Raw genomic sequence first — 19,787 nt, forward strand, 5'->3', positions numbered from 1 at the left:
CTATATATTCTATTTAATAAATTTGGATCTCATTTTTTTCCGAAATCTGCAATTGTACGCAATGAAAGAGAGAAACTAAAGCTTTGCGAAAGTGCTTTTTTTCCTGGATTAGTTATCTGTTGATAGCCAAAGCTTAGTTCTAAGCATTCATCTATGTAATTTAGGTTGATTCCCCGTTTTACGAATGTACTAGATACTAAGTTATAACTGACATTACTATTCATAGACCAATAGTTAGCTAGTTTAATACCGGTTTGCAAAGAAATCTCTTTGCGTTTTTTTGTATATTCATAATCTGGTTGGTTTTCTATATATGCGTATTGCACAGCTGCTTCCAAATTTTTCCACTTCTGTGATGCTTCAATTTCACTACGGCGGATTTTCCCTGTGTTTTTATCCAAACGAGCACGAGCTCCCAGAGAAAAGCCACTTTTATGGTTTGCATTAAACATCGCAACGTAGTCTGAGCGTGTTGCTTCGAGGCTAGAATGAGCGCCTACACTAACAAAATCCTTTTCGGCAAAAGAATTTTTTCCTGCTAGATGGAAGGATTGTCCAATAAGGCCGTAAAGAGACCAAGTATTGTTAAAACTTCCAGAATATCTTAGACCTATATTAGCTCTTGTTCCACCTTCTACACGGTCATAACCAGAAAATTTATTACGTTGAAAAAGAGTTGTTGCGTCAAATATAAAGCTTTGCGCATCTTCATTAGGGGTTTTTCCGATATATCGTTCATTATTGCGTACAAAGATTTGTGCTGTTGGTTCTAGGATATGCCTAGAATTATTAGATGTAATAAGGAAAGGATATCGCAATTCCAAACCTGCTGTTGCCATACCTTTGATAGCTGAGCTACGGATAGTTAAGAAGTCTGTTGTTATATGGGGAGCCTGATTTTCATCTGGATTTGCCGTAATAATATCGGCACGTAGCGAGAGGATAGGAGTTAATATGAGTCCGTTGCGCGTACTGAAACGTTTTTTCCATTTGAGCTCATTTGTTAAGCGGAAGCTATTTCCAGCGATGCCAGAAAGCTTGAAAGTGCTGAGAGGATCTCCATTCCAGTCAGTAGATTTGAGGTTAGCATGAGGACGATAAATTGATTGTATATTGCTATGAAAAGTGAGTTCTCCGGTATAAAAAAACTTATTTGGTGTAAAAGAATAATCGATGCGGGGAAGAACCCACGCTTGCTGAGAGTGAAGTTCATAATAGGGGTTATTCAATATTGAATCTTGAATATTGAAATGGTAAAAGCGCATATCAAAGTGATTTTTGCCTGTAAGCCCTTTCAGATAAAGCTGAGAAATTTGTATAGGATTGTTATAGTTTTCAAGTTTATAGGTACGACTAAAATGTCGATCAGACTGTGTAAGAATATCCCATCCATAAGTCCAGTATGAATTAATACGAAAATCGCCTTTTGTTGCTAGCATATAACGGTTTTTATACTGTGCATCAATTGTATCATTTTCAAAGTTATATGGTTTAAGTTGATATATATGAGCGAAGCGAATGTTGTAGTTACCTGTTTTTAAACGTTGACGCCATTCACCTTCGGTTAAAAATCCTTGCTGAGTATAAACTGTAGAAGAAAGTGTGAAGTCATAATGGGGAGCAAGATTCCAAAAATAAGAATTTTTTATGCCCATGCCAAGATAATCGACATAAAAAAAATGAGGTGCAAGGAGGCCGCTAACGCGCCTCACAGTTGAGTCATAGAGCTCAAAAGTTGGAACTTGTAGAATTGGTAAACCAAAAACTTCAAAATGGCTATCTTCAAACAAAATTTTTTTTGTAGTGTTATTCCATATGATCTTTCTAGCTTTAATCTTCCACGGGATTTTTTTATCTGGTTTATGAAAACAAGGTTCACAGGTTGTGTAGACAGCATTGTTGAAGATTGTTATTTGGTTATTGCTCCGTGTAGCACTTTCAGCTGCAAAATGAATATTATTTTCTGCATCGATGCGTAAAGCATTAATGAATCCTTCTCTAAGGTCTGTCGTCATATCAATTTTGCTGGAATAAATTTTGTTACCGTTTTTTTGGATAATTTCAACGTTTCCTTGTGCTATGATTCGTCCTGTTTTTTGATTATAAGTAACTTCTTGGGCAACAACTGTATTACCATCATATTTGATTTGGACATTTCCTTGTGCAGAAATCGTATTTGCATCACGATTGTAAATAAGTTCATCTGCAGACAATAGAAGAGGATGAGTGGAATTGGAGGTATGACTTTGTGCGATTGCAGAATAGGCTAAAGGTATATCCAAGATAAAGCCGATAATATATGTTAAAGAGAATGCAATTACTTTTGTTAAAATCGTTTTCTTACTTATTAATGCTTTCACTTAGCCATCCTCTTTATGTAGTATAAAAGAGATTCCTAAAAATAATGCAATAACAACTGGTGTCCAAGCTGCAATAATTGGTGGAATGTATCCGGCATTTCCAAAAGCTTGAACGAGTACGGAAATAACGTAAAGCATAAATCCTGCTATTATGCCGCAAAGAATCAATATTCCGGATTGTTCAAAGCGTGTGAAGTTTAAAGATACAGTTGCTGCAATGAGAGTCATTGCCACAAGCAGTGCGGGTAATGCAACCAAAGATTGTAAATACATATCAAATTTATTAGCAGAATAACCAAATGAACGTGCAATCATAATTTTTTTTGGTAATTGGTAAAATGGGATAGTCGCTGGGGTCGCTAAGCGTTCAGTTAAAAATTCTGGCTTTATATTAGTTTTTATTTGAAACGTAGTAAATTTTTCAGGAGGATGTCCTACTTTGTAGATTGTTCCGTTTGTTAATAGCCAAGCACCGTGTGTTAGTATCGCCTTTTTTGTGTGAATCCAATTTTTTACTGTCGCGTTATCACTGTATTGTACAAAAGTTGCATCGATAAGAGAAAGTCCTTGGTCAGTGATAGATTTAGCACCAATGGTTGTTCTACCTGAATTTGTCTGTTGTGTTAACCATGGGATAGGTGTGTTATGAAGAGACGATGTTAATATATTATTACGTCCTTCAGCCATCATTTTTTCTGCTGCAGAAAATCCCCACGCAGCAAGTGGGTTAATGAAAAGAATTGCAAATAATCCAAAAATAAAAGCTCCAAAACAGGCAGGCATGAGAAATTGCCATGCAGAAACACCGATTGAACGAGCCACAACAAGCTCAAATTTTTGATTAAGCGAGATTAGTGTTACCATTCCAGAAAAGAGTGTAATAAAAGGGATGAGTTGTTGCATGATAAAAGGGATGCGTAAAGCGGATATGAGAAATGCATCTCTTGCCGTATAATGAGGAAGATTGGATAGTCGGCCAGAGTTTTCTGTAAAGTCGATTAAAAGAGCAAGAATAAAAATTCCCCCAAAAAAATAACAGGTTGTTTTGAGATAACGTACAAAAAAATATCGCCAAAGTGTCCATCCAATCATGACACTTAATCCGTGGGATGTTGAGATTTTCGATTCTCAAATTTGTTTATCAATTTTTGAAAAATTATTTGAATAACCTCGTTAACTTTTGTGGTGATACCTATTTTATGGTTTGTTAAGAGTGCGAAAAAGATGAGCATACTCATCCCTATGGGTATAATGTAAAGAAAAGGAACGTATGCAAGATTACTTTTTGCTTTTTCCGCAAAAAAATATCCCATCCAATACAGTAGCAATGAAAAGGAAATTGCGGAAAAGTTTCCAGATACACATGCTTGTCGATATGAGCGTGCATCTCCTGCCGCTGCTAATGCAATTAGTGAAAAAACAATTGGATAGAGCCATTCTGTCAGTCTGCGATGAAATTCAGCTCTATATTGGAGTGATTTTTGTTGATAATAGGGATCCTTAGGATCAGGATTTAATAAATAAGACAGAGACCGATCTTTTGGATAAATGGTGGGTGTTTTCTCGTTCGGAATGAATTCATCTAAGCTGAAATTATATGAGCTGAATTGAACAATCGAAACGCTATTATTTTGATGATTTATCCTTTCTATTTCACCATTATTGAGGATTAAAAAACTGCCGTTTTTATTGCTCTCAATCAATGCTTCTGTTGCATAATAAAAAAGATCAGTTTTAGGGTCGCGCTGGTCAGCAATAAAAAGACGTCCAAGTGTTCCGTTTTGATTTTGTTCGCCAATTTCTATGTAAAGATTGTTGGCTAGTTTTTGGAAGCTACCTTCATTAATGAAAAGGTTAATTAGATCAAAATGAGCACTTGCCAGAATTTTTCGCATATTAAGGCGTGCTTGAGGAACAACAAAATTGGCTATAGAAAAAGAGGCACACGATGCAACAATAGCGATCAGAAGAATTGGTTTCCAAACGGTACTTTTGGGAAAGCCAGAGGCACTGATGACAGCAAGCTCTGAGTTCTGATTCATTGTTGAAAGGGTGCTCGTAATTGCAATTACTAATGCAAATGGAATTACAAGAAAAATAACAGAAGGAACCAATGAGAGTGAAAATTGCAAGACTGTTAGAAGTGTTTGCTTACTCGTTGTGAGAAAGTTTATTCTTGCAAGAATTTGTACTGTCCAACTGATACTGATTGCTGCAATCATGACAGTACTAAAAAGGATAAGAACACGTTTTAGGATGTAAAACTCAATAATACGCATAGATTGGGTAACATCCTCAGTTTTTAATTAAAGAGCAAGTATTTTACAGAATCTTGGATTAAAAATATAACAAAAATCTAAAAAATATCGATATATAGCACGTAATTTTGCCAAATAAAAAATATAAAGCTGCAAACTAGCTTCAATCCATTCTATCATACATTATTCTATTTTCAACTGTGGTCCGCAGAGAAGCTGGAAATTGAACTGAAGTAAGTTTTTTTATTAACTTAAAATGGTAATTTATTTTTATTCCTTTTTTATCTTTAATAGACATGAAAAAGGTAATACACACAATAGAAAAAGCAGGAATTTTTGTATTTTAAACCATTTTCTTTTGTGCTGGAGATAATAGAAACTTCTCTAAAAGAGGAGTAATTATTTATAAAAAAATAATGAGGTCTAAGAAGGTGGATATTTTGTTTTATCATTTAACGCAGTCAACGTTGGGAGATGTTTTACCAACTCTTGTGGAACGTGCATTGGTTCGTTTTGGTAAGGTAACAATACAATGTGTGAGTAAAGAGCAACGCGATGCTATGGATACGCGTTTGTGGATTTATTCTGCTGAAGCATTTATTGGACATGGAACTGAGTGTGATAAATATCCAAATTTTCAGCCTGTATTTCTCACTACAGGGCAAGAAAATCCGAATGATTCAAGGATACGCTTTCTCATCGAGGGAGCAGTGTGTTCAGATATTGATGAGTATCAACGGCTTGTAGTGATATTTGATGGCCGAAATGATGAGCAGTTAAAGCTCGTTCGTGCACAGTGGAAAAAATATAAAATGGCAAATTATCATTTAACTTATTGGCAGCAGAGTGAAGATCGGTGTTGGGAAAAACAGGTTTGATGTATGTAGTGTTTGTTATTTTGATTTTTGTAAGTTTTATAAGAAAATAAATTCCAACATTCTTTATTGTTATTGCAAAAAGGTCAGGGGGAGATCGTGGGATTTTTATTATGATTTTTCTTTTTGGTGCTATAAAGATGTATGGTAAAATTGAAAAAATGAAATGGTATAACGATGATTGTTGATCGAGCTTTGCTTGCTTTATGGGCTGTGATGTTAGCTTTTTTTTGCGTTTCATGGTTGGGTTCAACGCATATTTTATCACGAATGTTTCCTGTAACTTATATTGGCAATATAGCAGATATTTTATTCTTTTTTTTGAGTACATTTTTTGCAGTAATATTGTACTGGAAAGTTCCGCAACCAATGTCTTGGAAAACACAACTGGCGGCATTATTACCGCCAGTATTAATTTTGTTTTTCCTTACAGTATTCTAATTAGATATTTCATCTTCTGTAAATCCAATGAAGCAAATTAGTGAAATAAAAGAAGAGAAAAGCAAATAATAGCCGATATAAGAGGTATCAAAATGTTGTACAAGATATTCTGCAATATACGGTGCAAGAGATGCACCTACGATACCAGATAAGTTGAAAGTTAGAGAAGAACCAGTATATCGAATTGTTGTTGGGTACGGTGAAGCTAAAACAGCACCAAGAGGACTATAGATCATTCCCATGATCGATAAACCAATGATAGACATTGCAAAGATTCCTGTAACTCCAGAACTTAAGAAATAAGGAATTGCGAAAGAATAAATACCAGTAATTATTGTAACCACAATCATCAAAGTTCTACGTTTAATACGATCAGCGAGTTTTCCGGTTAGGACAGTAAAAATTCCACAAAAAATAGCACCAACAACTTCTACTTGGAGAGCTTGATAAAATGACAATTGCAAATGGTTTGTTAAATAACTTAGCAGATATGTTGTGACAAGATAAAATAAAACGAATGTTGTCATACCAGAAAACGTACCGAGAAATAAAATTCGTGGGTATTTTAAAAAGACATCTATTATAGGAACTCGGACACGCTTTTCACGCTCAATGGTTTTTTTGAATTCAACGGTTTCATTAATTGAAAGACGAACCCATAATCCTATAAGCATGAGAACAACTGAAGCAATAAACGGAATACGCCATCCCCACGCTAAAAGTTCGTCATGATCAAGGAAGTACAATAAACCTAAATAAACAACAATGGATAGGAATAAACCGAATGGAACACCTAATTGAGGAAACATAGCATACCATCCACGCTTTTCTGGAGGAGCATTTTCTGTCGCGAGTAAAACGGCACCTCCCCATTCTCCTCCTAATCCCATTCCTTGCCCAATACGACACAGGGTTAAGAAGAAGGGTGCAAGCCATCCAGCTGTTTCATAAGTAGGAAGGAAGCCAATAAGAACTGTTGATATACCCATCGTGAGAAGAGCGGCAATAAGTGTGGTTTTTCGTCCAACTTTATCTCCAAAGTGTCCAAAAACAACTGATCCTAAGGGGCGTGAAAAAAACGCTACCCCAAATATCAGAAAAGATTGCAAAATAGCGAGTTGATCATTTTGTATTGGAAAAAACAAATGAGGAAATATGAGAGCTGCGGCAGTTCCAAAAACATAAAAATCAAAGAATTCAATCGTTGGGCCAATAAGGCTTGCAAATAAAATTCGACGAGGAGAATTTTTTTTACTTATGCCTTGTATTTCTGAGTTTATAGACATGAACAGGATGTTCCTTTCAGTAAACGATAAATTAAGTGAAACTAACTTCTTAATTAATTATAAAAATTTCAAATTAGTGTCGAGTCGATATTATTGTGCCTCTAAATGTATTATAAAAATAATTATAACATAATGAATATGGATAATTATACTGTATATGCATCTAAAACTCATCTAATAAAGACATTACAAATATATAGTCTTAAATACCATGGAAGATAGAAGTATGTTTTTATAAATGATACGATCTCATTAACTTCATATTCCTTTAAAAAAATAGCACTATTTTTAAGCTGTCTGGTATATCAAAAGGGTTTTTAAAAAACTTCTATAAGCGTAATTATAACATTTTTAGAATCATTAATGAAGCATTCTCACCCTTTAGTTGTGGATAGGTTTTTAAACGCACTTTGTAGTATTTGATTCATCAGAGGTTATTGCATTGAGCGTTTTGTATGCGATGATTTGTTTCCTTGAAAATGAAAAATATTAAGATTGAATAGGTATTCTGTGTTGTTTTGATACATGTACTTTTTCAAGTATGTAGCATTTTTTATTAAATAATGGTTTGCGGATACTGCAATGCAAATTAAATCTAAGTCTTTTAATATTAATAGTCAGTATTTTTTGTAAAGATTGTAAATGGAATATTTGCACTAGCAGAGAGATCATGGGCACTAATAGGCATAAAAAAGGGGGTTTGAGAGAAATGAGAAAAATTTTTATAATGAGGAGTGGCTAAATTGAAGTTACGAAGAACATAGAAATTTAAAATGACTCATTTTGATGAAGCGTGAAAACTTTAATAACTAAGTATGGTCCCATTTCGATGGGACACATTGGTGCGATATTGGAAGAGAACTATAAACGTTAATGGTTCAAAGCTACTTCAGATTTATTCCAGCGATGGTAAACGCAGAACTATAATAACAGAAACTCTTTGATAAATAAATAAAGAATCTCAGTTACAATTCTATTGCTACTATTGCTACTAAAGTCTACGCGAGAAAAATTCTGCTTTAGAAGTTAATGTGGTGAGATGAGTATCATTTTTATATTTACTAGGTCTGATCTATATTACTTTCAGCTTCATATTAAGAATCTTTCAGGGAATGAAACTTTGAATTCAAGACTACTATTTCAACTGCTCAGAGCTTTTCATTATGGTGGCTTTCGAGCTCGTTTTTCAACAATGAACTATAAGCCGTGCGTGTTGGTAAAGGAATTTTGGATAAAAACAGGAAGAGAACATATTGCTACAGATCATACTTAAAGTTTGAGTGGATTGGTAGAGTGTTTAGCGCTAACCAATTTAAGTGAGTTAATAAGTTGGAGAGTTTTATGTTAGTGGTTTTGGCGGTTATGGTTAAGCACGTATTTTCTGTGTACAAGGAACACTGATATAAATAATAATAATATTAGAATTTATACGACTTACTTGGATAGCTGCATATGGTATTGGGATTGCGTTTTGAAGTATAATATTACCGAGATAATTTTAACGCCTTTTAAATTGATTATATATAGTAGGCAACAGATTGCTTGTTTGATATTTTTTGTCGTTTTGAGCCATCGCACAGCAGTTGGATGCAGCCTTACTTCCTAAAAGTGAGACAGGTTGATGGTAAAAAAATCAAATTTTCTAATGGAAAGACAGGTGATATAGATTCATTGATTTCATCCTGTCGTGAAGTTGGATTAATTGCTGGGCATAAGTTCATTGTTGGTACAGAAGTTTCATTAACGGCTCATCTTACGGAAGTTTTATTGTGTGAGGATATAGATAATAATGAAATGATAGCTGATAACCGGAATAAGTTGATTATAGATCTGTCTCGAAGCAGATTTGTTTGTATAATCTCATAAACGATAAAATAACGCTTTATACAGAATTTTTTTATTTAAAGGGAAATAAGATTAAGTCGCTCCGTGACGGGATTTAGGAGTTTTTCTATAGTGTCAATACATAAGTTTTATGTATTGATTAACTTCAGCCACTATATTTTGCAAGCTAAACGCTCAATACTCCAATAATATCTCTTATGCATATAGGAATATTAAGGAAAATTCTATGCTTTATTAAAGAGATGATGTCTTTTTTTATTATTGCAAGCGTTATAAATTATACCTTAAATTTATATGCACGTTTTGAATTTTAACGTATTCTTCCTTTTTTAAGTGAAAATAGCACTATAGTTTACAATCTATAGTTGCTTGTTTGCAATAAATACACCAAAAAGTATATAAAAACATAAATAAAACACATTATGATACAATCAAAGTAAGCTACCTGTGTAGTTTTGGGGTGTTTGTCTAATTATTGGTATTGGAGTTTAGATTATGTGTTGCAAATATAAATTAAGTTTTTCAGTATTGATGGTCAGCGGTTGTCTTATACAAATTGCCAATGCGGATGAGACTAGGAGTCGGTCATTAGAACGTATCATGAATGGAAATATAGTACCAAAAGGCTCAGTACTAATTGGTGCAGTCCCGTTTCTAAGAAATAATATTACAATCAGTGATGGTGGTGCAGAGATTGTTGAAAATGGTAAAAGTTCGGTGAATGCAACTGTTAATAAAGGTGGGTGGCAGATAGTGACGCGCGGAGGAATTGCAATAAGCTCTAAAATTCTTGCTGGTTTGCAATTTGTTTTCGAAGAGGGGAGCTTTGTAAGCCATGAAGGTTATGATAGGCACAGCAGCGCTTATGATGCCATTGTCTCTGGTGTTGATGGTGTTGTTGGACAGCAAAATGTGTATGATGGTGGAAAAGCTTGGAATACAAAAATTATGCAAGACGGAGAACAAAATCTGTATGCTGGGCACAAAAAAGAGGGGGGTAAAGCAGAGAAAACAGGGATCTTTAGAAATGGGAGGCAATACGTTTTAGCGGGAGGAAAGTCTCATGATACCACCTTGAATGATCAGGCCATTCAAGTCGTATATCCTAGAGGGATTGTGGATACGCTCACGGTCAATGATTCTGCTAGCTCATGGATTCATGTTGGTGCAGAAAAAGTACTTGGAGAGGTAAAGGTCAATGATAAGGGACTCCTTTATTTGTTTGCTGGGGATGCCAAAGGACATGTGACAAAAGAAAAGCTTTCTGTTACGGGGAGAAGTGAGGAAATACTATTTTTTGTTGGTGAGCAGGATAAAAAGGGAAATCCTCATATTGAAATTGAAGGGCTAAGTGGTAATGGAGGGACTGTTAGTTTTTCTTCTATCCCGTATGATCCACGTCATATTTCACTTCATGTTGAAAGACTTTCAGGAAATTTACACTTTAATTTTAATATAGATACTATGGGTGGCTATAATAGCGATTATTTACTGATAGGCAATGGTTCAGGCAATCATACAATAAGCGTTACTGATTCTGGCGTTGAAATTACAGCTCCTATCTTACAAAAGAGTGGTTTTGTTACTGCACTTAATTTAATTACTGATAGAAGCCAAAGCGAAGGCGCTCATTTTACTCTGACCAACAACGTTGGTGAGAAAATTGAGGCTGTTGATGGTGGTACTTATATGTATCGCTTACATAAGAGAGAAAGGAATGCTGATTCTAGTGGCGATTTCACAATTTGGTATTTGGGTATGAGTACTGAAAATTCAAAACGTTCAGAAACTCTTCCTCAGCGGATAAATAAAAGATCGAAGGTTATGGCTTTTACAGCTCTTTCATCTGTTGATACGGGAACACGCTCTAAGCAGAGATCCTCTTCTTCCCAAAAACAAGGCTCTCCTTATCGGAATGCTCCAGGTGGGAAAAATAAAAATAATGAACAGGCATCTAAACCAAGGCCTCCTCGACACGTAAGAGAAGTTCAGCCTGTTCTTGTCCCTTCAGTTGCTTCATATCTAGAAAATCAGGTTATTAATGGATCACATCCAGATGATCATCATCATCCTTCTGAAGAGAAAGGAAATTCTGCTTTTTTCGCAGATGCTGTATCATTAGCTGATCATACGATTATGTCTCCAAGGTATCAGGATCAATTTTTTCAACAGATGAGACAAGAGTCACAGATTTCTGATTTGGTAACTACTCCTTCTACTGATGCGGTGTTGTCTATGTCTGTTACTCCAGGACTTATTTTTGATAATGAACTGCGAACTGCGCGCGCTGGAAGAGGATTTTTAGACAGAAGCAAAAAAAGTGCGGCTCTATGGACATATGCGATCAAGAGCAAAGAAAGCATTTCTGCAGATCATATAGATTTTAAGCTAGAGCAGACAGGTATAGTTTTAGGTATCAGTAGATTAAGTGAGTTGAAGAATGGAGAGTTTTATATCGGTGGCTTTGGCAGTTATGATCAATCACGTATTGCACATGCGCGAGGTGGTATTAGTGGTGTAACTGCTTATAGCATTGGGGCTTATGCAACTTATTTTGATCATAATGGATGGTACCTAGATGGTATTTTAAAATATAATCGTTATCAAAATAATCTGAAGGCTGTGTCAACAAATGGTTTAGACATTGAAGGAAATTACCACCAATGGGCAGTGGGGACATCACTTGAAGCTGGTTATCGTGTTAAGGTGATGCAGAACAGTTGGCTGCAGCCTTATGCACAATTAACGTGGTTGCAGGTAGAAGAAAAAAAAATAAAGCTTTCTAATAAAATGACCGGTGATATAAGCCCATTTATTTCATTACGCAATGAGTTTGGATTATCTTTAGGGTATGAATTTGGATCAGGGATAGACACTTCATTTTTAACTTATATTACTGTGGCATGGTTACGTGAAAACCAAGATAATAATCGTGCGACTATTAATGATCAGTATCAATTTGCTACGGACTTATCGGGTAATGCAGGTAAAATAGGAGTTGGTTTGAGTGCTTTAGTCAGAGACAAATTAAAGATTTATGCAGAAGCACATTATGTAAAAGGACATAAGAAAAAGCAGTCGCTTCAGGGAATTTTAGGTGTTCGCTATAGTTTTTAAGTAAGTATTTGTTTTTAATAGATCTTCGTGTACAGAGGCTTTGGGAAGTTGGGTGCGCAGTGTTGAGTAGCCTTTTTAGAGAAGAGAGTTTTTCATAAAGATTATATACTTTACTGCTTATTGTTTTTGTATCTTTTCTCCTAATTAGATAGTGGTTTTGAAGAGAAGCGTTTCAGGTTAGTAAGTAGTTAAACGTTTGTAAAAAGGTGAGGTAGTACTGTTATAAGTTATCAAAGAGATAAAGTGCTGCAGATATTACTATTATTCATTAAAATTCGTACAAATTAATGTACATTCTTGAAAATTTATGGGGTTTTTCTATAATCCCTTGGCAAAAGGCTTCTTGCTCGTTATAGAACGGCCAGGTGATTTTATAAATGCAATAAAGGTAATCAAATGGCTGTAGAACGTACTTTTTCGATGATTAAACCTGATGCAACGCGTCGTAATTTGACGGGTGCAATTACAAAAATGCTTGAAGATGCGGGGCTGCGTGTTGTTGCATCTAAACGTGTTTGGATGAGTCAGCGTGAGGCTGAAAGCTTTTATGCTGTTCATAAAGAACGTCCATTTTTTAGCGAATTGGTTGAGTTTATGTCTTCTGGCCCAACTATTGTGCAAGTTTTAGAAGGTGAAAATGCAATAGCTAAGAATCGTGAAGTGATGGGTGCTACCAATCCCATGGATGCACAGGAAGGAACAATTCGTAAAGTTCACGCTTTATCGATTGGTGAAAATTCTGTCCACGGTTCAGATAGCGCTGAAACCGCAAAAATAGAAATTGCTTTTTGGTTTTCAGAAATGGAAATTGTTGGTTAATAAAAGCCTATATAAGAAAAGAATCCCAAAACATGTTGTTTAGGGATTTTTTGTGAGGTCTATAGATTTTTAAAAAAGCGGGTTTGGAGTTCAGGACTTTTCATTTTATAACGTGTTTCAAGCCTGCACGAAAATAATCCCATCCTGTCCACAATGTGAGAAGTGCAGCAATCCAAAGCATAGCGATGCCAAATTCTGTCGTGTAAGGGAAAATTTTATTACCAGCCGGTCCTGCTAAGAGAAATACAATGGCTATCATTTGTACAAAAGTTTTCCATTTTGCAAGACGAGAGACAGGAACACTAACTTTTAATTCCGCCAAATACTCACGTAATCCTGATACAAGAATTTCTCGGCAAAGAATAATAATAGCCGCCCATAGTGTCCACCCAGCGATAGTGCTGTTGGCGGCAAGCAATAGCAAACAGGCAGATACGAGAAGCTTATCTGCAATTGGATCTAACATGCGACCAATGTTGGATGTTTGTTCCCAAATACGGGCAAGATAGCCATCAAAAAAGTCAGTAACAGAGGCAATAACAAAAATGGAAACAGCAACCCATCGTGCTATATCGCTTGACTGCAGTCGTCCTTCTAAAAAAAAGCATGCAACAACCATTGGTACTGCGATGATCCGTACATAAGTTAGGATGTTTGGAAAAGAAAAGATATGATTTTTCATAGAGGCATTTTCAGTTCTTTATAAAAGATGATTTATTTCATAAGCGTAACAAGGCAAAGATTATGAAACAAGCCTATTTTTGATTAAAATAGTTATGAATTTTTTGTGCAATGGTGATGGAAATTCCCGTGACTTTTGTTAAATCTTCTAGAGAGGCATCGGCAATAGCTTTGGAACTCCCAAAATGATGAAGCAACGCACGCTTTCTTTTGGGACCAATATTTTCGATTTTATCAAGCGGATTTTTAAATGCTGCTTTTTTTCGTTTTGCTCTGTGGGTTCCAATTGCAAAACGATGCGCTTCATCACGTAGACGTTGTAAGAAATGAAGGATAGGATCACGTGCGGGAAGTCTAAAGGGTGCTTTTCCCTTTATAAAAAACCGTTCGTGTCCTGCGTTACGCTTAGAGCCTTTAGCGATCCCAACGACTGTGATAACATCATCTAACTTTAATTCAGATAATATTGTATGCACACTGTTTATTTGTCCTTCACCACCATCGATTAATATAAGGTCAGGCCAAATAGGAAAAGAATCATCGTCTTGATTTTTTTTATCATTTCTTCTATTTGGAAAACCATGTTCCTTTATAAGACGTGAAAATCTTCGTTTAATGACTTCTTTCATCATGCCAAAATCATCGCCAGGTGTGATATCAGTTGAGAAAATATTGAACTTACGATATTGATTTTTAATAAATCCCATTTGTCCTGCAACAATCATTGCACCTATTGCATTTGTTCCCATAATATGGGAGTTATCATAAACTTCTATCCGGTATGGAGTATGAGGCATTTGGAATATTTCAGCAAGATCCTGAAGTAATTTTTTATGTGTGGTTGTTTCAGCAAGTTTTTGTTTAAGTGCTTCATGAGCGTTGATATAGGCGTGATTGACAAGAGTTTTTCGTTCACCTTTTTTGGGTAAAGAGAGGTATATCTTACGATTTGCTTTGAGATTAAATGCTTCCGTAAGAAGCGCCTTTTCTTCAATTTCTTCAGATAAAAGGATGAGTTTTGGAAGTGGCTTATCATCGTAAAATTGGGCAAGAAAACTCGCTAAAATTTCAGTACGAGAAAAAGATAGGTCTGCTTTAGGAAAATAGGCTCTGTTTCCCCAATTTTGTCCCATGCGAAAAAAAAATACTTGAATGCAGGTTACCCCTCCCTGCTGGGCAATTGCAAATACATCTGCTTCTTTTATCGTTTGAGGATTAACACTTTGATGGCTTTGTATGTGAGAGAGTGCTGATAACTTATCACGATAATCTGCGGCTTGTTCAAAATCAAGTTTTTCTGCGGCTTTATGCATAGCTTTAACTATATCATTTTTAACATATTGGCTTTCTCCCGAAAGGAAAGCTTTTGCTTTTTTTACAAGTTCTTTATAATCTCTGTCACAAATTTCGTATGTACAGGGTGCAGAACACCGCTTAATTTGATAAAGCAGACAGGGGCGCGTACGGTTTTCAAAAACTGAATCGGTGCAGGTGCGTAATAAAAACGCACGTTGTAAAGCGCTGATTGTTTGTCTAACTGCTTCAGAAGAAGCAAAAGGGCCGAAATAATGAGCTTTTCGTGTTCTGGCACCACGGTGTTTGTAAAGTGCAGGTGCTCTGTGGTCATCAGTAATAATGATATAAGGAAAACTTTTATCGTCACGTAGTAAAACATTAAAACGTGGGTGTAGCCTTTTGATGAGGTTCGCTTCTAAAAGAAGAGCTTCTGTTTCTGTGTGAGTAATAACAAATTCCATATGATATGTTGCGCGAATCATGCGGGCAATACGGTTATTGTGCCCTTGTTCACGAGTGTAGTTTGAGACGCGTTTTTTGAGATTACGTGCTTTACCAACATAGAGAACATCACCATTTTCATCAATCATCCGATAAACCCCAGGTTTGTGCGGAAGATGCTTGACAAACTCTTGTATAAGTTTTGCGCCTTTGGGTTGTTTTTTATTTTTGTCTTGATTGGCATTGTCCCATGTAACGAGAGAGAGAAAGGAGAGCTTTTCTCGTTCACTTTGATGACAAGCTGTGTTTTTTTTCAGAAGCATTTAGTTTATCCAAGAGTGTGATATATTTTTCATGTGAAATCTTCTTATCCATAGAGAGCTATCTTGATGTATTTATAGTTATTACTCCTATAAATAACGCATTATGACGTGAGCTAATTTTATTTGAGTGTTATTACTTTTCATAAAAAATATTCAGATGATCTCTGAAAATAGTTTGCGAATTAGCTAAACTTATTTATTGACAATGAGAATGATAGAGCTGTGCTATTTATTATGAGGTACATTTGGAGCTAATGCGATAAGGTTAAAAGAGCTGATTGCTTAATATTTTTAAGAAGTTGAATGGTTTTGATTCTTACAAGGAAGATTTTAATTGACGGTGGACATAAAGCTGAAAGGTTTAACATAACGAATGTTCTTTCTGGAGCCACTTACAAGTCATTCGTGCGTTTTTGTCTTTTCCGAGATGGCGGATAAGAAAGGGACTAAGTTTTTTCATTTCTTCCTCTAGAAGATAGGGGGGGTTGATAAGAGTCATACCGCATCCAATCATTTTAGATGGTACTGAGTTTTCTTGAATACGCATTTCTAGTTGTAAAATTTTGGAAATTCTTGTTTGATAAAGTGCGTGAAGAAAATTTTTAATTTCTTTGTTATGCTTAACAGGGTACCATAAAGCATAGATTCCTCCAGGAAAACGGCGATACGCTTTCATTAGTCCCTCAATAAGGCGGGAAAATTCACCAGGTTTTTCAAAGGGGGGGTCGACAAGGATAAATCCACGTTTTTCCTTTGGTGGCAAATGGGCATTTAAAGACAGCCAACCATCTAAATGCAGGACTTTTGTTTGATAATCACCGGCAAAATTTTTTGACAAAGTGTTGTAGTCTTCTGAGTGCAGTTCAATTGCGGTTAGTCGATCTTGTTTGCGCAGTAATTTGCGAATAAGGACAGGAGATCCAGGGTAAAGTACGATTTCTTTTTTCCCTTTATTGAGTGCACCAATAATATCATACCATGGAAAAAGGAGTGCTTTTAAATCTTCTGGTATAGAGGCTAAAAAAAGTTTTTGGATACCCTCGCGCCACTCTCCTGTTTTATGTGCCTCTAAAGAAGAAAGGTCGTATATACCAATTCCGGCATGTGTATCTATAACGCGAAAAGCCTTTTCCTTACGTTTAAGATATTCTACAATACGAGTGACAACAATGTGTTTAAAAACATCAGCAAAATTGCCAGCATGATAAATATGGCGATAATTCATGAGTAAATTTTACCATATATATGACTGTTCACTAAGTTCTCTATTAACATAGGATAAAAGCCTTTATACTAACAAGAGTTTTTTGTCGAGATCAAAAGATATCTTGATCAAAAAGTATATACATCTAAAAAATATCAGTGTCATGGATTGGTAATTATTTTCATGGAAGAGTTTTTATCCTCACTGTCTTAACTGAAAAATGATAAAAAATATAAATACCTGAAGTAGAAATTTTCTAAAGCTTTTGCAGCAAATTTTTTGTGTTGCTTAATAAATTTATTAATGATCTTAAGATATGTACAGTTTAAATTTTTGATAAAAATACTATTAAATTAAAGGATTTTTTCTTTAAAAAAACTTATGTGAAGCTGTGGATAAGATTGGAAAAAAACCATTATCTTAATAGGTAGACAGATTTTTAACGCAAGTATTGTAAGTAATTATTTTTGTTAGTTGGAACCCGAGTTTTACGTCTCTGTGTGAAATGGTTAGATTGTTTGTATTATATTAAAATATAACTTTAAAAACTGAGAGTAGCAAAATGAATTATCTCAACTAAATGGGGTGAAAGTGAGTAAATAAGCATTGCGGTATTGCAATCATGTTAGAAGCAAAAGATGCGATTATTGATATTTCCGGTTTTTTCTAACAGACGAAGAAAAATCCTTTATTATGGAGCAGATGCCTTGGATTTTTATGTTATTTGCGCGCAATCAAAGGGGCGGCGGATGGCGTCAAAGCGCTTACTACATTTTTACGGGAAGTAAGTGAGCGTGACGATTGTTTTTATTGATTGAGGGAGGGTGCAATGTTTGCTTCCATTTTTGCTGCTTCATTATCCAGGAGCTATAACATTGAAAAAATTTTATAAAGGGGATCAAGGCAAGGGAGCTTTTGTTGCAATGGGTTATATCTCGATTTTATAATTTTTAAAAATTTGACCATTTATTAGCGGCAAAAACTGCGCATATTTTCTATAAAGTAAGTGAGAGTAGATTTCTGCAACACTTACTAAAGGAGTGAACGTTTATTATAATATGCCAAGCACAGAAGAAAAAGAAACTAAAAAGTCAATTTGCAATAAAAAAGCGTATGATTGCCTTTAACTTGAGAGGATAATATACAAATAAAATATGGTTATATTTTGCACATTCCTTCAGAGTGAGCGTGAATAAATGAAATCAAATTTAAAAGCAGTGAGAGAGAGTGATGGGTAATATTTTTTCACCAACACATTTAATTGTAATTTTATTAATTATCCTTGTACTTTTCGGGCGCGGTAAGGTTTCTGAATTAATGGGTGATGTTGCTAAAGGGATTAAAGCGTTCAAAAAGAATATGAAGGAAGAGGAAGATAGTTGCGAGGATGAGGTTGAAATGGTTGATTATTCTAAAACAATTGATATTGAGCCTCAACAACTTGAATCGTCATCAGTGAAGCGTACAGCAGTACGCAAAAAAAACTCTCTTTCCTCTAAAGGGGGGAAGACATCTACTCTAAAAAAGCAACGGGTAAAACGATAAGGGTGCAATTATAATTGTACATTATTTTTTCAAATCAAGAAAGTTGAGGATAAGTGATGTTTGGGATTGATGGACAAGAGTTTCTCGTGATCTTACTTATTTTCATAGTTGTAGTTGGACCAAGAGATTTACCTAAATTGCTTAAGACAATAGCAAAGGCAATGGCTTATGTGCATTCAACAGCGAATGAATTTCGTCATCAATTGGATAATGCAATCAGGCAGGCAGAGCTTGATGATTTGCGAAAGACATTACCGGATATCAGTGATCTTAATCCAAGCAAAGAGTTAACAGAGGTTTTAAATCCCATTCATGATGCAGTAAGGGATATTCGCGATAATTTTTGTGGAAATGCACCGCACTATAAATCAGAAAACGATAAAAAAATTTTGGGATGTAATAAGAATAGAGCCAATGAAAATTTCACTGTATCCTTTGATCTTCATAATTCTAGGAGCATTTCTGTAACTCCTAAAGATAAAGAAGATGTGTCATGAATGTTAAGAAAGATGAAGTTGAAGCTAATGAGGCATCACTTTTAGAGCATTTAATTGAACTCCGTAAGCGAATTATTGCTTCTCTTATTGGATTTTTAATAGCCTTTATTGTGTGTTTTCTTGTCAAGGATTGTATTTTAAATTTTTTGATATGGCCTTATCAATGGGCAATGAAAATATCAGGTGGGGATCCTGAGGCTATTCGCTTGCAATCAACGCAGGTATGGGAAACTTTTTTGACGAAGATGAAGCTCTCTGCTTTTGGGGCAGTTATTTTATCTTTTCCCTACACGACTTTTCAGTTTTATAGATTTGTCGCACCGGGACTTTATAAAAATGAACGTATAATTTTTGTACCATTTCTTATTGGTGGACCGGTTTTATTTTGTATTGGAGGGGCATTTGTTTATGCTTTGTTGGCACCGATAATGCTTTGGTTTAGTCTTTCTCAGCAGTTTCTTCCGGATGTCCATTTAAAAATAGATTTTGTAGTCCGTATCTCAGATTATTTGAGCTTTATGACATCTTTTATCCTTATTTTTGGTTTGATTTTTCAATTACCTCTCGTGACGAGTCTTTTAACGAGGGTTGGACTTGTAACTTATCGTGGTCTAGTATATAAACGAAAATGGGCTGTTTTAATATCTTTTATAATTGCAGCGATCGTAACTCCATCAGACCTTTTTACTATGTTTGCAGTAGCTTTACCTACAGTAATTCTCTACGAGATTTCAATTTTAATTGCTTATTGTATGGAAAGAAAAGAGAAAAAATCTTCGTAGAAGAAGCCGATGTTTTG

At 35.3% G+C, this 19,787-nt stretch carries 15 protein-coding genes; 8 read left to right on the plus strand and 7 right to left on the minus strand.

The annotated features are described in order from the left end of the window. Positions 1 to 29: 29 nt before the first annotated feature. Genes WCP76_RS02535 through lptF form a run of 3 tightly spaced genes read right to left on the minus strand, consistent with a single transcriptional unit; the run spans position 30 to position 4,639 of the window. On the minus strand, positions 30 to 2,360 hold the full coding sequence (locus tag WCP76_RS02535; RefSeq protein WP_336294128.1) for an LPS-assembly protein LptD: 2,331 nt from the start codon (positions 2,358 to 2,360) through the stop codon (positions 30 to 32). Further along, the gene (gene lptG / locus WCP76_RS02540) at positions 2,361 to 3,452 is read right to left on the minus strand and encodes an LPS export ABC transporter permease LptG (RefSeq protein WP_336294129.1); all 1,092 of its coding nucleotides are present in this window, start codon (positions 3,450 to 3,452) and stop codon (positions 2,361 to 2,363) included. Between the two features lie 5 nt (positions 3,453 to 3,457). Then, positions 3,458 to 4,639: an LPS export ABC transporter permease LptF gene (gene lptF, locus WCP76_RS02545; RefSeq protein WP_336294130.1), complete on the minus strand. Its 1,182-nt coding sequence runs from the start codon at positions 4,637 to 4,639 to the stop codon at positions 3,458 to 3,460. Between the two features lie 410 nt (positions 4,640 to 5,049). Here lptF and WCP76_RS02550 point away from each other — a divergent pair, with 410 nt between their 5' ends. Both WCP76_RS02550 and WCP76_RS02555 read left to right on the plus strand, forming a co-directional pair. Next, positions 5,050 to 5,496 carry a DNA polymerase III subunit chi gene (locus WCP76_RS02550; RefSeq protein ID WP_336294131.1) on the plus strand — a complete coding sequence of 149 codons (447 nt, stop codon included), beginning with the start codon at positions 5,050 to 5,052 and terminating at the stop codon, positions 5,494 to 5,496. A gap of 174 nt (positions 5,497 to 5,670) precedes the next feature. Continuing rightward, positions 5,671 to 5,934 carry a hypothetical protein gene (locus WCP76_RS02555; protein WP_336294132.1) on the plus strand — a complete coding sequence of 88 codons (264 nt, stop codon included), beginning with the start codon at positions 5,671 to 5,673 and terminating at the stop codon, positions 5,932 to 5,934. Here the strand turns inward: WCP76_RS02555 and WCP76_RS02560 are convergent. Then, positions 5,931 to 7,220 carry an MFS transporter gene (locus WCP76_RS02560; protein WP_336294133.1) on the minus strand — a complete coding sequence of 430 codons (1,290 nt, stop codon included), beginning with the start codon at positions 7,218 to 7,220 and terminating at the stop codon, positions 5,931 to 5,933. The two genes, WCP76_RS02555 and WCP76_RS02560, sit on opposite strands and share 4 nt — an antisense overlap. A gap of 1,542 nt (positions 7,221 to 8,762) precedes the next feature. Between WCP76_RS02560 and WCP76_RS02565 the strand changes: the two genes are divergently transcribed. From WCP76_RS02565 to ndk, 3 genes are all read left to right on the plus strand, one after another. Then, on the plus strand, positions 8,763 to 9,086 hold the full coding sequence (locus WCP76_RS02565) for a hypothetical protein (protein WP_336294134.1): 324 nt from the start codon (positions 8,763 to 8,765) through the stop codon (positions 9,084 to 9,086). A gap of 474 nt (positions 9,087 to 9,560) precedes the next feature. Continuing rightward, entirely contained in the window at positions 9,561 to 12,182 is a 2,622-nt protein-coding gene (gene bafA / locus WCP76_RS02570) for a BafA family autotransporter (protein WP_336294135.1), read from the plus strand. A gap of 396 nt (positions 12,183 to 12,578) precedes the next feature. After that, a complete protein-coding gene (gene ndk / locus WCP76_RS02575) occupies positions 12,579 to 13,001 on the plus strand; it encodes a nucleoside-diphosphate kinase (protein ID WP_336294136.1) in 423 nt (140 codons plus the stop codon). Positions 13,002 to 13,101: 100 nt separating this feature from the next. Here the strand turns inward: ndk and pgsA are convergent, their stop codons facing one another. The 3 genes from pgsA to WCP76_RS02590 form a co-directional block, all read right to left on the minus strand. Then, positions 13,102 to 13,683, minus strand: a complete 582-nt coding sequence (pgsA, locus tag WCP76_RS02580; RefSeq protein WP_336294137.1) for a CDP-diacylglycerol--glycerol-3-phosphate 3-phosphatidyltransferase — start codon at positions 13,681 to 13,683, stop codon at positions 13,102 to 13,104. Positions 13,684 to 13,756: 73 nt separating this feature from the next. Beyond that, a complete protein-coding gene (gene uvrC, locus WCP76_RS02585; RefSeq protein ID WP_336294138.1) occupies positions 13,757 to 15,742 on the minus strand; it encodes an excinuclease ABC subunit UvrC in 1,986 nt (661 codons plus the stop codon). Positions 15,743 to 16,103: 361 nt separating this feature from the next. Then, the gene (locus WCP76_RS02590) at positions 16,104 to 16,967 is read right to left on the minus strand and encodes a 23S rRNA (adenine(2030)-N(6))-methyltransferase RlmJ (protein ID WP_336294139.1); all 864 of its coding nucleotides are present in this window, start codon (positions 16,965 to 16,967) and stop codon (positions 16,104 to 16,106) included. Positions 16,968 to 18,176: 1,209 nt separating this feature from the next. Between WCP76_RS02590 and tatA the strand changes: the two genes are divergently transcribed. Genes tatA through tatC form a run of 3 tightly spaced genes read left to right on the plus strand, consistent with a single transcriptional unit; the run spans position 18,177 to position 19,770 of the window. After that, a complete protein-coding gene (gene tatA / locus WCP76_RS02595) occupies positions 18,177 to 18,491 on the plus strand; it encodes a twin-arginine translocase TatA/TatE family subunit (protein ID WP_336294140.1) in 315 nt (104 codons plus the stop codon). Between the two features lie 56 nt (positions 18,492 to 18,547). Beyond that, positions 18,548 to 18,988 (plus strand): Sec-independent protein translocase protein TatB, encoded by a 441-nt coding sequence (tatB, locus tag WCP76_RS02600; RefSeq protein WP_336294141.1) that lies wholly within the window; start codon positions 18,548 to 18,550, stop codon positions 18,986 to 18,988. Continuing rightward, positions 18,985 to 19,770: a twin-arginine translocase subunit TatC gene (gene tatC, locus WCP76_RS02605; protein WP_336294142.1), complete on the plus strand. Its 786-nt coding sequence runs from the start codon at positions 18,985 to 18,987 to the stop codon at positions 19,768 to 19,770. Before tatB ends, tatC begins: the two co-directional genes overlap by 4 nt. Positions 19,771 to 19,787: the final 17 nt, after the last annotated feature.

The organism is Bartonella vaga, assembly GCF_037070895.1.
Classification (GTDB): Bacteria; Pseudomonadota; Alphaproteobacteria; order Rhizobiales; family Rhizobiaceae; genus Bartonella.

Excerpts from the sequence above, each read along its gene's own strand:
- lptG (WP_336294129.1), bottom strand. The coding sequence starts at position 3,452 with ATGATTGGATGGACACTTTGGCGATATTTTTTTGTACGTTATCTCAAA.
- lptF (WP_336294130.1), bottom strand. The coding sequence starts at position 4,639 with ATGCGTATTATTGAGTTTTACATCCTAAAACGTGTTCTTATCCTTTTT.
- WCP76_RS02555 (WP_336294132.1), top strand. The coding sequence starts at position 5,671 with ATGATTGTTGATCGAGCTTTGCTTGCTTTATGGGCTGTGATGTTAGCT.
- WCP76_RS02560 (WP_336294133.1), bottom strand. The coding sequence starts at position 7,220 with ATGTCTATAAACTCAGAAATACAAGGCATAAGTAAAAAAAATTCTCCT.
- bafA (WP_336294135.1), top strand. The coding sequence starts at position 9,561 with ATGTGTTGCAAATATAAATTAAGTTTTTCAGTATTGATGGTCAGCGGT.
- ndk (WP_336294136.1), top strand. The coding sequence starts at position 12,579 with ATGGCTGTAGAACGTACTTTTTCGATGATTAAACCTGATGCAACGCGT.
- pgsA (WP_336294137.1), bottom strand. The coding sequence starts at position 13,683 with ATGAAAAATCATATCTTTTCTTTTCCAAACATCCTAACTTATGTACGG.
- uvrC (WP_336294138.1), bottom strand. The coding sequence starts at position 15,742 with ATGCTTCTGAAAAAAAACACAGCTTGTCATCAAAGTGAACGAGAAAAG.
- WCP76_RS02590 (WP_336294139.1), bottom strand. The coding sequence starts at position 16,967 with ATGAATTATCGCCATATTTATCATGCTGGCAATTTTGCTGATGTTTTT.
- tatA (WP_336294140.1), top strand. The coding sequence starts at position 18,177 with ATGGGTAATATTTTTTCACCAACACATTTAATTGTAATTTTATTAATT.
- tatB (WP_336294141.1), top strand. The coding sequence starts at position 18,548 with ATGTTTGGGATTGATGGACAAGAGTTTCTCGTGATCTTACTTATTTTC.
- tatC (WP_336294142.1), top strand. The coding sequence starts at position 18,985 with ATGAATGTTAAGAAAGATGAAGTTGAAGCTAATGAGGCATCACTTTTA.